Origin of the sequence: Caballeronia sordidicola (genome assembly GCF_002220365.1) — a bacterium.
GTDB lineage: Bacteria > Pseudomonadota > Gammaproteobacteria > Burkholderiales > Burkholderiaceae > Caballeronia > Caballeronia sordidicola_C.
On record NZ_MTHB01000305.1, the window covers coordinates 1 to 13,663 of the forward strand.

12 protein-coding genes and 1 tRNA gene are annotated in these 13,663 nt (G+C 57.7%); 11 read left to right on the forward strand and 2 right to left on the reverse strand.

Features of this window, described 5'->3' with window-relative positions; genetic code table 11:
- Positions 1-572: 572 nt before the first annotated feature.
- The 6 genes from BSU04_RS44200 to BSU04_RS49100 all read left to right on the forward strand — a co-directional run bounded on the left by BSU04_RS44200 (position 573) and on the right by BSU04_RS49100 (position 6,663).
- A complete protein-coding gene (locus BSU04_RS44200; RefSeq protein ID WP_089166477.1) occupies positions 573-1,694 on the forward strand; it encodes a zonular occludens toxin domain-containing protein in 1,122 nt (373 codons plus the stop codon).
- Positions 1,691-3,031 (forward strand): type II secretion system protein GspD, encoded by a 1,341-nt coding sequence (locus BSU04_RS44205; RefSeq protein WP_089166478.1) that lies wholly within the window; start codon positions 1,691-1,693, stop codon positions 3,029-3,031. The genes BSU04_RS44200 and BSU04_RS44205 overlap by 4 nt, the downstream gene beginning before the upstream one ends.
- Positions 3,032-3,761: 730 nt before the next feature.
- Complete coding sequence (locus BSU04_RS44215; protein WP_089166480.1) at positions 3,762-4,541, forward strand: rolling circle replication-associated protein; 780 nt, start codon at positions 3,762-3,764, stop codon at positions 4,539-4,541.
- A 2-nt stretch (positions 4,542-4,543) separates the two neighbouring features.
- Positions 4,544-4,750, forward strand: coding sequence for a DUF4224 domain-containing protein (locus tag BSU04_RS44220; RefSeq protein ID WP_089166481.1), 207 nt, complete (start codon positions 4,544-4,546; stop codon positions 4,748-4,750).
- A 73-nt stretch (positions 4,751-4,823) separates the two neighbouring features.
- Entirely contained in the window at positions 4,824-5,831 is a 1,008-nt protein-coding gene (locus BSU04_RS44225; protein WP_306427265.1) for a tyrosine-type recombinase/integrase, read from the forward strand.
- A 220-nt stretch (positions 5,832-6,051) separates the two neighbouring features.
- Complete coding sequence (locus tag BSU04_RS49100) at positions 6,052-6,663, forward strand: HNH endonuclease (RefSeq protein ID WP_373452935.1); 612 nt, start codon at positions 6,052-6,054, stop codon at positions 6,661-6,663.
- 5 nt (positions 6,664-6,668) lie between these two features.
- Here the strand turns inward: BSU04_RS49100 and BSU04_RS44235 are convergent.
- Positions 6,669-6,744: transfer RNA gene (locus BSU04_RS44235), tRNA-Lys, on the reverse strand.
- A 271-nt stretch (positions 6,745-7,015) separates the two neighbouring features.
- Here BSU04_RS44235 and BSU04_RS44240 point away from each other — a divergent pair.
- From BSU04_RS44240 to BSU04_RS44250, 3 genes are read left to right on the forward strand one after another with little or no spacing between them, the layout of a single operon-like run.
- Entirely contained in the window at positions 7,016-7,420 is a 405-nt protein-coding gene (locus BSU04_RS44240; protein ID WP_089166484.1) for a PaaI family thioesterase, read from the forward strand.
- A gap of 20 nt (positions 7,421-7,440) precedes the next feature.
- The gene (locus BSU04_RS44245; RefSeq protein WP_089166485.1) at positions 7,441-8,316 is read left to right on the forward strand and encodes a patatin-like phospholipase family protein; all 876 of its coding nucleotides are present in this window, start codon (positions 7,441-7,443) and stop codon (positions 8,314-8,316) included.
- Between the two features lie 17 nt (positions 8,317-8,333).
- Positions 8,334-8,810 (forward strand): OsmC family protein, encoded by a 477-nt coding sequence (locus tag BSU04_RS44250; RefSeq protein ID WP_089166486.1) that lies wholly within the window; start codon positions 8,334-8,336, stop codon positions 8,808-8,810.
- Here the strand turns inward: BSU04_RS44250 and BSU04_RS44255 are convergent, their stop codons facing one another.
- On the reverse strand, positions 8,811-9,824 hold the full coding sequence (locus BSU04_RS44255) for a D-2-hydroxyacid dehydrogenase family protein (protein WP_089166603.1): 1,014 nt from the start codon (positions 9,822-9,824) through the stop codon (positions 8,811-8,813). It abuts the gene before it with no gap.
- 494 nt (positions 9,825-10,318) lie between these two features.
- On the opposite strand from BSU04_RS44255, the gene BSU04_RS44260 reads away from it, so the two are divergent.
- A complete protein-coding gene (locus tag BSU04_RS44260) occupies positions 10,319-12,172 on the forward strand; it encodes a phosphoenolpyruvate carboxykinase (GTP) (RefSeq protein WP_089166487.1) in 1,854 nt (617 codons plus the stop codon).
- 336 nt (positions 12,173-12,508) lie between these two features.
- The gene (locus BSU04_RS44265; protein ID WP_256983954.1) at positions 12,509-13,627 is read left to right on the forward strand and encodes a LysR family transcriptional regulator; all 1,119 of its coding nucleotides are present in this window, start codon (positions 12,509-12,511) and stop codon (positions 13,625-13,627) included.
- The last annotated feature ends 36 nt before the right edge of the window (positions 13,628-13,663 follow it).

A 13,663-nucleotide genomic window follows, 5' to 3' on the forward strand; every position in this document is an offset into this window, starting at 1 on the left:
CCCTGTGTGCGGCAAGGGCCACATGCTTCGCATTGAAGATATGCCCGGCTGCCTCCCACGCGCCCCGCCAGGACCTGACCATGCGCGCTAGTTGCCGCCGCACCTGTTTCCGCGCACGTTTGCCTTCCTCGACGAGGCTAACGCGGCTGGGCTCGCGCCATCAATCTGCGATCGCTTCAGAATATGCCAAACCTGCGGGTTACTGGCCTGCCGACGCGTACTCTTCTGAGTCTTTCACCTGCCAGGCTTCTCTTGATCGCTGGAAATCTGTTTGCCTTCGCCCGTGCTGGACAGCAGAAATTATCGCCGTGGTCATTCAACGCCCATAGCGGTCACTGCCTGCGGAGCGGCTTAGTACAAATGGTTTTTTAGTTACCGCTCGCGGACTGATGTTCATCGGCTCCGTTATCCCTCTGCGGCCGCGATCGCTAACCAAAAAATCCTCTGCCCTATGTACAGATTTCGCCGTTGTGGTTGTTGGTATACGGGTTCGCGTCCGCTCTTGCCGGGATTGGGTTGACGCTTCCGTTGGTGGTCGCGATGGTGCAGCACGTCGCGGCGGTGCGTTAATCATGGCGATCAATGCCTATTGCGGAATTATGGGTTCGGGCAAGTCCTACGAGGTGGTACAAGGGCCGTTGCTCGATGCCATCGCAAAGGGGCGTCGTGTTGTCACTAATGTCGATGGCATTAACGAGGACGCGATTCACGACTTCCTTGAAAAAGCGGATCGTGGGGGCGGTGGGGATTTCGGCGCTGTGGTTCACGTGCGGACCGAGGACTTGTTGGTGCCGGGATTCTTTCCAGTGGAGGTCGAGTCCGCTTCCGGTGCTGTGATAACGCCGGGGTTTATCCAACCGGGTGATCTGCTGGTGGTGGATGAGGCATGGAAGCTGTGGCAGGCAAGCGCCAAGATCACCGATGAGCATATGGCGTTTTTCCGTATGCACCGACACTTCACGCATGCGGTGACGGGCGTGGCCTGTGACGTGGTGTTGATGATTCAGGACATTGGCGACCTCCATCGAAAGATTAAGAGTGTTGTCGAGTTGAGTTTTCGTATGCACAAGCTCAAGTCGATTGGTATGGCGTCTGGCTACCGGGTCGAACAGTACGAAGGGTGGAAGCAGAACGCCAAAACACGGGTCGCGGTCTACGTTCGAAAGTATAGGAAAGAGATTTTCCCGCTGTACAAGAGCTATGCCGGTCCGGGTGGCACAGAGGCGGTTGTTGACAAGCGCCAAAATATTCTGGCGAATAAGTTTTACGTCGTTTTGGCGCTGTTGTGTGTCACCTTCGTCGTGGGTGGTCTGTGGTACTCGTGGTGGTTCTTTCACCATAGACCGGGTGCGAAGAGTGGTGCTCCCGCTGTTGCAATGGCTGGGGCTGCTGTGCCTGCTTCGGCGGTGGCGGTTGGCGCTTCCGGTCTAGCTGCTGCCACTGCGCTCGAGAAACCTGCGTTCTCCGAGAACTGGCGGGTGGTAGGGGGATACGCCGGCCCGGGTCGCTCGTGGGTGGTTGTGGCCGATGTTTCCGGCCGTCTACGGGTCGAAAGCCCGTCGATGTTTCAGAACGCTGGGGTGGCTCGTGTCGGCATGATTGACGGTGAACGTGTCGCGACGTTTTCAGGTGCGAAGGCCGTTGTCGGTAGTGCCCCTCCACCGTCACCGGGATTGGGAGTCGCTCCGCGATGAGATTTCTCACAGTCCTCCTGTTGATGGTTGCTCGTGTTGCGTTCGCCGCCGATACCACGCCGCAGTTTCCGACCCTTCCGCCGTTGCCGTCTGTGGTCGGTGCGCCTAACGTTGCGAATGGTCCGATGCCATACAGCTCGCTTGTGCCGCTGAAGATGGGTAACGCGAAGTCCGTCGATCTGCGCATGGTTAATGTCGCCCAGGTGATCGACCTGATTTATGCCGACCTGTTGCAAAGCCAGTATGTGATTTCGCCGGAGGTGCTGGCTGATCAGCGCGTTGTGTCGTTCCGCTTCGACCGGACCAAGGGCGACATTCGTGACGGGTTGGTGGACTTCCTTGGGTCGCTCGGCTTTGGGGTAGTTGACCGCGGTGGTGTCGACTACGTTTTCAAACGGAAAGAGGAAGAACAAAGAGAGCCGGATAAGGTTCCGTTTGTCTACATGCCTAAGTACCGGAGCGCGGATTATTTGGCACGACTCGTCCAGCCGTTGTTTGCCGGGTCGTTCACTTCCAATCGCTCGATTCCCGCGATGGGTGGTGTTCGTGCAAAGGGCGATGCGCCTCCGACGAGTGCCGCAGCTCAAGTCGATCAATCATCCGAGACGATGGTGTTTTTCGGCACGGCGAAAGAGGTTGCGTCGCTCAAGGCTGTTTTGGAAGCGGTCGATATCAAGGTCGGGGAAGTCGCGATTCGTGCTTGGGTATACGAAGTGTCTACAGGGGATGACCACACCACCGGATTCGAGCTGGCTGCCAGCGTGTTGGGTGGGCGCCTCGGGGTCTCCTTGGGGGCTGGGACGATTGATGATTCCGCGAACGCATTTCGGCTGCATTCGGGGTTCTTGAACGCTGCGATTGCTGCGCTAGATTCGGACTCACGCTTCCACGTTGTGACTTCGCCAAATATACGTGTCGCGTCAGGCAAGCACGGGCGGCTCAACGTGGGTCAGTCGGTGCCGATTATTTCATCAGTGTCCTATCCCAGTTCGAACGGAGCGCCAGTCCAGTCCGTTACCTATGAAGATGCCGGCGTGATCTTTGATGTAGTACCGACGGTAAAAGACAACATCATCGACACGGACGTCACGGTTGAGATTTCGGACTTTCAAAAGACAAGTACCGGGGTAAATAACTCGCCTACTAAGAACACTCGAAAGTCAGAAACAACGATGGCACTTAATGATGGCGAGGTCGTTGTGATGGGCGGTTTGAGTCAAGGGAAAGAATCTTCTGTTACTAGCGGCGTTCGATGGCTTCCGGCGTTTATGAATGGGCGTAACGCAAGTAATTCGCGCAGTGACATTTTGCTGGTTTTGCAGGTTCAAAAAATCTGAGAGCGGCGACGCGGTTGCCGCTGGGGTCAAGGCTCGCGGTAGCGACCCGAAGGGCTGGGCCTTGATGCCAGCTACACCGCTGCACGCTGTCTGTGTGGGTTGCGACGGCCAGATGGACGGCGCGGCCCATACAGACGTAACGCGATTGAATTTAGGCGAGAGCTGGACACGGGAAGTGGTGGCCGTTCGGCGTACCTGTGCGTGCGGAGGGGGCTAGGTTGCGTCGGAGGTCGCAGGAATCAGGACTGGGTGTCGGCGCGTGCCCGCCTGCCCGGAGCGATAGCGAGGACAGACGGGCGCGCGCAGCGCGCCTATCTTTATATCAGGGACACTTAACGAACGAGATATCTATGAGGCGTGCACTGGACATTAGTTTTGGGTCGGAGCTTACAGTCGTTGGACTTGTTCGACTGAAGCAAGCGAGCGGAATGGGCGGGGAGTTGGGCGGCGTTGCGGCAGTTTTGAGGTGGGGTGATGGATTTGCGTTGTTAGCTGATGAGTATTTCCTTAGTCATCCGCATGAAGACCATGGAGATCAACTTTGGTGCTTTGCGGGCAACGTTTGGAACGGACCTGAGATTTGGAACGATGTTCGGAAGTTCGCGAGCGTCGAGGCCGCTGTCGGATATCTCGACGCTAAGGCGATGTTGGCAGTGCAGAAGTAAAAAAAAGCCCCGACCGCAGCAACGGTTCGAGGCTTCCTACTACAGCATTACAAGGACAAGTTGCAATGCACGACGACAGTATAGGCAATTTCTCGGCGTTTAGTCGAGAGTGGGTGGTTCATGGTCGCAAGTTTGATGACGGACAAGTCGAAATCACTGTTGGGCGTTTCGATCGCTATGTGGGTGCCCAAAGGCTAAGCCTGATGCCGCGTGCGAAGCGGGGTGAATCGGAAAACACTGATCAAAACCTGATGGATGCGGCGAAGAGGGCCAAGCAACAAGTGCGGCTCCGTTGCAAGGCAATTGGCGCAGATCGAATGATCACGCTGACGTACCAGGAGAACATGGTCGATAAGGGGCGGCTCAAAAGAGATTTCGATGCGTTTCGACGTCGGTTGTCCAAGATCCAAAATTTTCACTATGTAGCCGTCGCAGAGCGTCAAAAGCGCGGTGCGTGGCATCTACATATTGCAGTGAAGGGGCGGCAGAACTATCGGATTTTACGGTCGGTATGGGGACGTGTTATCGGGTGCGAGAGCGTGCGTATCCACGTCAAAAATCCGTTTAAAGAAAAGGGGCTACGGCACAAGCTGGCGTCGTATATCGGGAAGTACATCACCAAGGATTTTGCCGAGCACGCGCTCAATGAGAAGCGATATTGGACTAGCCGAGGCATCGTCGTGCCCGAGCGGCAATTTATAGCTCACCTCGCCGAAGAGTCTCCGGTGGCGGCAATAAAAACTGCGTTTGCTGCGGCCGAGAAAGTGGGCGCGACGTTAGACCGGTGCCAAACCTATTGGAATGAGGGGCTCGGGTGTTTTTGGCTGTCCACCAGGGAGCTTTGACCATGGCCGACACGTTTCTCTCTGGTGAAGACCTCGCGGTGCTAACAGGTCGCAAAGTGAAATCCAAGCAAATCGAAGCACTGCGTCGCATGGGAGTCGCGTTTTTCGTCAACGCGGCAGGTCGTCCGGTGGTTGCTCGGGCGGTGATCGAAGGTCGAAAGGAACAAATGCCACGTCCTGCGTGGCAACCAAAGGTATTAACGGGGTGATATGGGTCGGCGTCCTTGGAAAAATTTGCATTTGCCACCGGGCATGCGCGCGCGGAAGCAGAGAAGTGGGGTGGTGTATTACTACTACGATACAGGCGGCTCTCCGCGGACAGAGGTCGCGCTCGGATCGGACTTCGTGGATGCGGTGCGCAAATGGTCTGAGCTTGAGGCAGTCGGCAATTCTGCGCATGGCGAGCTGGTGACGTTCCGCTATGTCGCTGAAAGATACGTCCGGGAGATTGTGCCCACTAAAGCTAGGCGCACCCAACGGGATAATCTTCACGAGCTGGTGAATCTATACAAGTTCTTTGACAACCCGCCGGCGAAGCTTTCTGATGTGAGGCCGGTTCATATAAAGCAGTATTTGTCGTGGCGTGGCGAGGAAGCGCGTCAATGGTACGTCGATCGCAAGCGGGCAGTTCCAGTCCGCCCCGGTCATATTCGCGCAAATCGCGAGGTCGCGTTGTTCTCGCACATTTTCAACTTCGCTAGGGAGCACGGGCTGGCGGATACGGTGAATCCATGTGTGGGAGTGAGACGGAACAAGGAACACGGACGTACGGTGTATGTTGAGGATGACCTTTTTAGGAAAGTTTGGCTGGCGGCTGATGAGCCAACGCGCGATGCTATGGACCTCGCTTATTTGACTGGGCAGCGCCCCGCAGATACGTTGAAATTTGCGGAGTCGAATATCAGGGGCGGAGAGCTTTGGATTGAGCAAGGCAAGCGTGGCAAGAAGCTGCGCATCACCGTTTCGGGCGATTTCGCATTGGTAATCGAGCGGATCAAACGCCGGAAGGAGAACTGCAATTCGAAAGTCGATGCGCTTGTCGTCAATGAGAAGGGCGAGCGATTGCTTGCCGATGCACTGCGTTTTCGGTTCGATCGCGCGCGTTTCGCCGCTGGCGTCGAAAACAACCTTTTTCAGTTTCGTGATTTGCGGGCGAAGGCCGGTACAGACAAGACCGAATCGTCGGGCGACATTCGAGCCGCGCAACGTCAGCTCGGCCATAAGTCATTGACGATGACCGAGCACTACGTGCGTGAACGCAAAGGGGATAAAGTTGGGCCCACTAAATGAATCGGATTGCTTGCTGTTTGCTGCCTCCGTTTAGCGAATCAGATATTAGGAAATGACGGAATATCGCTATCCGGATAGGTACTATCTTCTCGCTTCGAATGCTTCGAAGCGGGTCTTCCGCCGGTACAGCAGAACCTTCAGTGCGACCTCTTTTAATGCAAGGGCGGCGTTTTTCGGCGTTCCAGGGATTGTCACCGAACCGGAGCTATACCCAGTTCGAATGGGGAGAAAAAGCTGCTTCTGGTGCGACTCCGCGTTTACTGAAGCACAGCGTGCCGCCGTTGACCACATATGGCCGTTGTCGAAAGGGGGCTGGAATATCGCCTTAAACATGGTCGCGGCATGCAAGTCATGTAACTCATCAAAAGGGAGTAGGAGCCCGCTCGACTACGCTGTTGAACGGGTCCATCCATCTAGACTTGAGGACGCGAAGCGTCGTATTGCTTTAGCCGTTCAAGGGTCGGGCAGTACATTGGCCGCATTGCAGACGGAAACAAGCAAGGTGTGCATTTACTATCAGTTCCATGCCGCTGAGTGCCTGCATTTCTATGTCGCCCCGGACTACTCCGCGTTCGTTAAAGCGCTTTATCCGTTTTATTTGTCGCTTGCTGATGCTCGCGACCATGTTCGAATAGTCGTGTCCAAGGAGGGATCGGAAGGGCGGCCATGGCGGGCCTTTGTTATCTCAGATGATGGCGTATCCCATAAAGCTCAAAGACATATCAGGGCGTCGAATAGGCTGATACCTACGCCCGATTTTGTTCCGGTTTGCGGAGCAAAGCCGATTTTGCGGAGCAAAAAAAAAGCTCCCGATCGCTCAGGAGCCTTTTAGATACTTGGTGGGGCGTGACAGATTCGAACTGTCGACCTACGGATTAAGAGTCCGCTGCTCTACCAGCTGAGCTAACGCCCCGAAAAACTGAATCCGAATTATAGCGACGTTTTCGCCGATTGCGCAACTGTCCGCAACGCAAAACCTGAAAATACCGTCTCGCAGATGCCTGGAAGCTGCGCGCCACATGGCGCGGGCGCTCATCGCTCATCCCAAAAACCGTCGCTTCGGGCAATTGTCACGAGCCGTTATCATGACGGACACGTGAAAACCTGTATGCGTTGCGGCCCCGAAACACGCACGAAAGAAGCCACAAGAACAGCCACTAGACCAACACCACTAAACCAAATCCATGGACGAATCCGCCATCCGCGTTCTGCTCGACACCACCTTCGCGCCGTGGATCCGCGACTTGGGCCTGGCGCCAGAAAGCTCTACCGATACAACCGTCACCCTGCGTCTACCGGACGCGGACAAACTCCGCCACGCGGGCGGCGTAATTTGCGGCCAGGTTTTCATGGCCGCCGCCGACACCGCCATGATCGTCGCCATTGCGCACGCGCTAGGCGGTTTCCAGCCGATGACCACCGTCTCGCTCACAACAAGCTTCCTACGCCCGATAAAAACCGGCGATGTCCTCGTGACCGCTTCAATCCTGCGCCGCGGCCGCAACCTGGTCTTCGGCGAAATCGAACTCCACGATGAAACCGGTGCACTCGCCGCTCACGCGACCACCACGGTCATGCTCCTCACATAAAACAAGCAAAACAAGCCAACATGTTCGATCAAGTCGTATTCGCCGGCGGTGGCAACCGCTGCTGGTGGCAAGCCGGTTTCTGGGACGTCGTCCAGCCTGAACTCAAGTTGCGCCCGCGCGTGATTACCAGCATCTCGGCCGGCGCGGCCACGGCCTGCATGCTGTACATGAACCATTCCGAGTGGGTGATGGACTACTACGCGCATGCACTGCGAGACAATCCAAAGAACGCGTATTGGGGCAATCTGCTGCGTGGTGAATCGGTGTTTCCGCACTATCGCATCTACCGCCAGGCACTACTCGATATCTACGGCGCCGAGTTTCCATCGCTGCAAAATGCGCCGGAGATTCGTATCGGCGTATCGCATTTGCCGCGTTGGCTCGGTGCTCGCAGCGCGGTAGCCGCGGGGCTGATCGCCTATAACATCGAAAAGTACGTGCGCAAGAAGTTGCATCCCACGCTCGGTCAGTCCCTGGGTTTCCATCCGGAATTCGTAAAGGCGCAAGAGTGCGCAACGGTCGAAGACCTCGCCGACCTGATCCTGCAATCGTCCTGTACGCCGCCATTCACGCCGGTCATGCGCCGACACGGCCGGCCTGTGCTCGACGGCGGCATGGTCGACAATGTGCCGGTCGGCGCGCTGGACGCGTCGCCGGGACTCGTTCTGGTGATGGTGACGCGGGTGTATCCGCGACCGCAGATGTTTGTCGTGGAGCACGGCGCGAACCGCGACCAGCGTCGCGTCTATGTGCAACCTTCACGCAAGGTGCCGATTTCGGCATGGGATTACACGAGTCCGTCGCTGATGCGGCCCGCGTACGATCTGGGTCGTTCTGACGGCGAGCAATTCCTGACCCGCTTGCCCGATCTGCTCGGCGCGGCGGCGCATCTCTAAAAAGGAGTGTTGCATCGATGACCAAACACCACAAATACACGCTGCAAGTCGTCTGGACAGGTGATCAGGGCTCCGGCACCTCACACTACGACGCGTACTCCCGCGATCATCTGGTGCGTTCGGCGAACAAGCCGGCCATCGAGGCGTCAAGCGACCCGGCGTTTCGCGGCGACCCCACGCGCCACAACCCGGAAGAGTTGTTCGTCGCGTCGCTGTCGTCGTGTCACATGCTTTGGTACCTGCACCTTTGCGCAGTGAATGGCATCGCGGTGACAGGTTACGTGGATGACCCCGTTGGCACGATGGAGGAGTCCGCGCAAGGAAGCGGCCGCTTCACCGACGTCGTCCTGCGCCCGCAAGTGACTATCGGCGCGGGCGGTGACGTGAAGCTGGCCGGCCGTTTGCACGAGGAAGCGCATAAGTTCTGCTTTATCGCAAACTCGGTCAACTTCCCCGTCCGATGCGAGCCGACCACGGACGTTTCCACCATCTGACTATCGCCGGCGTCCACCCACCAGCGCTTCCGGATTGGCGACACTCGACGTGTCGCCGGCATCGAAGGCGAGGATGTTCTTGAACGCCGCCGTGAAGTAGAGCTCGTAGCTTTCGCGCTCCACATACCCGATGTGCGGCGTGCAAATGACGTTTTCCATGCGCAGCAAGCTATAACCCTGCAGGATCGGCTCGCTCTCGAACACGTCGATGGCAACCATCCCCGGCCGGTTGTGATGCAGCGCATTGAGCAGCGCGTTTTCTTCGAGCAATTCGGCGCGACTGGTATTCACAAACAACGCTGTCGGCTTCATGCGCATCAGATCGGCGGCCGTGACAATGCCGCGCGTTTCGTCGTTCAGTCGCAGATGCAGCGAAAGCACATCGCTCTGTTCGAACAGCGCCTCCCGGCTCTCGGCGACATTCACGCCGTCCGCACGCGCGGCAGCCTGCGAGTGCTCCCGGCCCCAGACCACCACTTTCATTCCAAAGGCCTTGCCGTAACCGGCGAGCAACTGGCCAATTTTTCCGTATCCCCAGATCCCGAGCGTCTGGCCGCGAAGCACTTGGCCCAGGCCGAAATTTGGCGGCAGCGCGGAGGTCTTCAAACCGGATTGCTGCCACGCACCTTGCTTCAGGTTCGCGACGTACTGCGGAATCCGGCGTTGCGCGGCCATGATCAGCGCCCAGGTCAACTCGGCCGGCGCGATCGGCGAACCGTTGCCTTCCAGCACGGCAATGCCTCGCTCCGTACAGGCGTCGAGTTCTATGTGGCCGCCCGCCTTGCCGGTCTGGCTGATCATGCGCAGCCGTGGCAGTTTGTCGAGCAGTTGCGAGCTGATCCGGGTGCGCTCGCGGATCAAAACGAGCGCTTCTACTTCCGAGAGTCTGCTAGCCAACTGTCCGAGTCCGCGCACCGTGTTATTGAATACCTTCACCTCGTGATCGGCGAGCAGACTGAAGCAATCGAGCTTGCGAACGGCGTCTTGATAGTCGTCCAGGATGGCAATTTTGATTGGCATGGATTGGCTTTTGATAGGCATCAAACGTGCTGCAGATATTCGAGGATGGACAGGAATCGACGTAGTAAGTTCGGGTAATTACGGATAAATCGGGTAATTACGGATAAATTCGCCGAAATACGAGCATTGCGTCGCGTTAAGCTGCTGGTGTAAGCCGACGAATCTACCGGTCGTCGGATGGGTGTTTGAAAGAATTCGAATGCGGATACGGCAGTTTAGCCATTCACGCGTCGCTAGCGCCGGAAAACCGGCAACGATGGAGACATTCCCTATCCCTTTTTAACAGTTTGTTCCGTGCCGACGCAAGCCGCGATTCAGACGGCAGTCGCCGCTAGACTAGACAACTCCCCGACGCATGCCTTGTTTTGTGTCGCCGTCTGTCACGTGAGTTCCTCCGTGCAGGTAAGCCGGTGACTAAAAATGCGCCTCTCGCGAGCAGCGCCGGCGGGTTGCAAACCGTTTTCTCATCTAAGAACGGAGTGTGCTCGATGAACCAGCCCGCAGTGGTAGATCAAAACGTGGTCGCCGACAGCGACGTACCGGCGTACGTGAAGAACCGGAAACTCATCGACTGGGTGCAGCAGGTCGCTGCTCTGACGAAGCCGGACCGGATCGAATGGTGTGACGGGTCGGAGGAGGAGTACGACCGCCTGTCGCAACACATGGTCGATGCCGGCACGCTCAAACGCCTCAATCCCGCCAAACGGCCTAATTCTTATCTTGCATGCTCGGACCCATCCGACGTTGCACGGGTGGAAGACCGGACGTTCATCTGCTCGGCGCTCCCGGAACAGGCCGGTCCGACGAACAACTGGATCGATCCTGCCGAAATGCGTCTTACGCTGGACGGTCTCTTCGACGGCTGCATGAGCGGCCGTACGATGTTCGTCGTCCCATTTTCGATGGGTCCACTCGGCTCGCCAATCGCCCATATCGGCGTGGAACTGACGGACAGTCCTTACGTGGTGACGAATATGCGCATCATGACGCGCATGGGCCGCGCGGTGTACGACGTGCTGGGCGCCGGCGGTGAATTCGTGCCCTGCGTGCATTCGGTTGGCGCGCCTTTGCAGCAGGGACAGAAGGACGTTCCGTGGCCATGCAACGACACAAAGTACATCGTTCATTTTCCGGAAAGCCGCGAGATCTGGAGTTTCGGTTCGGGCTACGGCGGCAACGCGCTGCTCGGCAAGAAATGTTTTGCGCTGCGGATTGCATCGACGATGGGACGCGACGAAGGCTGGCTCGCCGAACACATGCTGATTCTCGGCGTGACGTCGCCGGAAGGGCGCAAGTATCACGTGGCGGCGGCGTTTCCGTCGGCGTGCGGCAAGACCAACTTCGCCATGCTGATTCCGCCGCAGGACATGGCGGGCTGGAAGGTATCGACAATCGGCGATGACATCGCCTGGATCAAGCCGGGCCGCGACGGCCGGCTGTACGCGATCAATCCCGAAGCGGGCTATTTCGGCGTGGCGCCGGGCACGAGCGAAAAGACCAACTTCAACGCCATGGCGACGCTCAAGGAAAACGTGATCTTCACGAACGTGGCGCTCACCGACGATGGCGATGTCTGGTGGGAAGGCATGACCGACACGCCGCCGGCGCACCTGATCGACTGGCAGGGTAATGACTGGACACCCGAGTCGGGCAAGAAGGCAGCGCATCCGAACGCCCGTTTCACGGCGCCGGCTGCGCAATGTCCGTCTATCGACGCAGATTGGGAAAACCCCGCCGGCGTGGCGATCGATGCGTTTATCTTCGGCGGCCGCCGCTCCGACACCGTGCCGCTCGTCACGGAAGCACGCAACTGGAACGAGGGCGTCTACATGGCCGCGACCATGGGCTCGGAAACCACCGCCGCCGCGGCCGGCCAGCAGGGCGTGGTCAGGCGCGACCCGTTTGCCATGCTGCCGTTCTGCGGCTACAACATGAGCGACTATTTTGGCCACTGGCTGAAAATGGGCGAACGACTCGAGCAACTCGACGCCAAACTGCCGAAGTTCTTCTGCGTGAACTGGTTCCGCAAGGACGCGGATGGCAAATTCGTGTGGCCGGGCTTCGGCGACAACATGCGCGTGCTGAGCTGGATGATCGGTCGTATTGAAGGCACCGCTCAAGGCGATGAACACGCCTTCGGCCTCTCGCCACGCTTTGAGGACATAGATTGGGGCGCGCTCGATTTCACCCGCGAGCAATTCGAACGCGTTATCTCCGTACAGAACTCAGCATGGCGGGCTGAGCTCGAATTACACGATGAGTTATTCACGAAGCTCGCCCAGGGACTGCCTGCCGAGCTTGCAGAGACAAAAGCCGCGCTCGAAAAGAAGGTCTTGGCCTGAGTTTTCGTTAAAACTCGATTAACGCGATTAGTGATGGAAGTCGACATAATCGATGAAATAAGGGCCGCATTAGCGGCCCTTCCGCTTTTCCCGCTGTACTGCGTCAAAATTGCTTCAGCCAGCTTTTCAGAATGTTGTCGGCGCTTACTGGATAGCGACATCGTTCCAAAATCAGCAACAATACGTCGTCTTTCACCTTACCGATTGGTAAAGCCGAAATCTTTTGTCAGAAAAAGTCACATTTAAGGCAACTTCTGCACGAAAACGGGAGTCCTAGGATAATTCCGAATTGCTTCTGGAATTTTAAAGAGGCCGTCTTGCAGCAGGAGTTGTCTCATGGATCATTTGCAGTCGATGAAAGTATTCGTCCGAGTGGCGGATCTCGGCAGTTTTGCTCGCGCGGCCGGCGCAATGGATATCTCGAATGCAGTAGCGACACGTCATATTGCTGATCTGGAAGGTCGTCTGGGCACCCGGTTGCTCAACCGCACCACGCGTAGCCTGTCGCTGACCGAGTCTGGCCAGGTGTACCTGGAACGTGCCCGTCAGATCCTCGACGAGCTTGAGGACGTCGAACAAATGGTGGTTGCACGTAACCACGAGCCGGTTGGATCGCTACGAATTGTCGCACCCGTGGTGTTTGGCCTGCACAACCTCGCGCCTGTGCTGCAAACCTACACAGAACGCTATCCGAAAGTCGTGCCGGACGTCACGCTGGTCGACCGCCAAGTCGATCTGGTCGAAGAGGGCTTCGACGTGGGCATTGTGATCGCGCGCCAGATGCGCAGCGCGAGCATTGTCACGCGACGCCTCACAACGGGGTGCCTCACCGTATGCGCCACGCCAGGGTATCTCGAAAAGCATGGCGTGCCGACGCGGCCGGAAGACCTGTCCGAACATCCGTCGCTGAGTTTGCCGTCTGAATATTTTGGCGATGAGCGCGTGTTCACCGGCCCGGAAGGCGAAGTACGCGTGCGGCCGACGAACGTGATCGTCGCGAACAATACCGAGATGCTGCGCCAGTTCGCGCTGCTCGGCATGGGCATCGCGATCCTCCCGAGTTACCTGATCGGCAACGACACCACGCGCGGCAAGCTGGTACGCCTGCTGAGCGACTACGCGCTGCCGCAGGTCGAGATCAACGTCGCGTATCCGAGCCGTCGCCATTTGCCCGCGAAGGTGCGCACGTTCATCGATCACCTTGTCGAGCATTTCAGCCAAACGCCGAATCATCAGCTCGGCGAGCAGTGGGTGAAAGACGGGATCGTCAAGCCGGGCGCGCCGGCAATTGATGAGCGCGATTCTGAGCCGCTGGTCGCGCACGCGGCCTATGCGGAAGCGGAAGGTGGTGCACGATTCGAAGCCGAAGTGCCTCTCGCCGATGACAACAAGCTTGGTGGCAAGCCTACGAAGTCGCGCTCGCGTGCGACGCCGGCGATGCCCTCGCCGTTCTGATGGAGGCCGGTGTGGTGAGGCTTCTTCAGTGGTTAA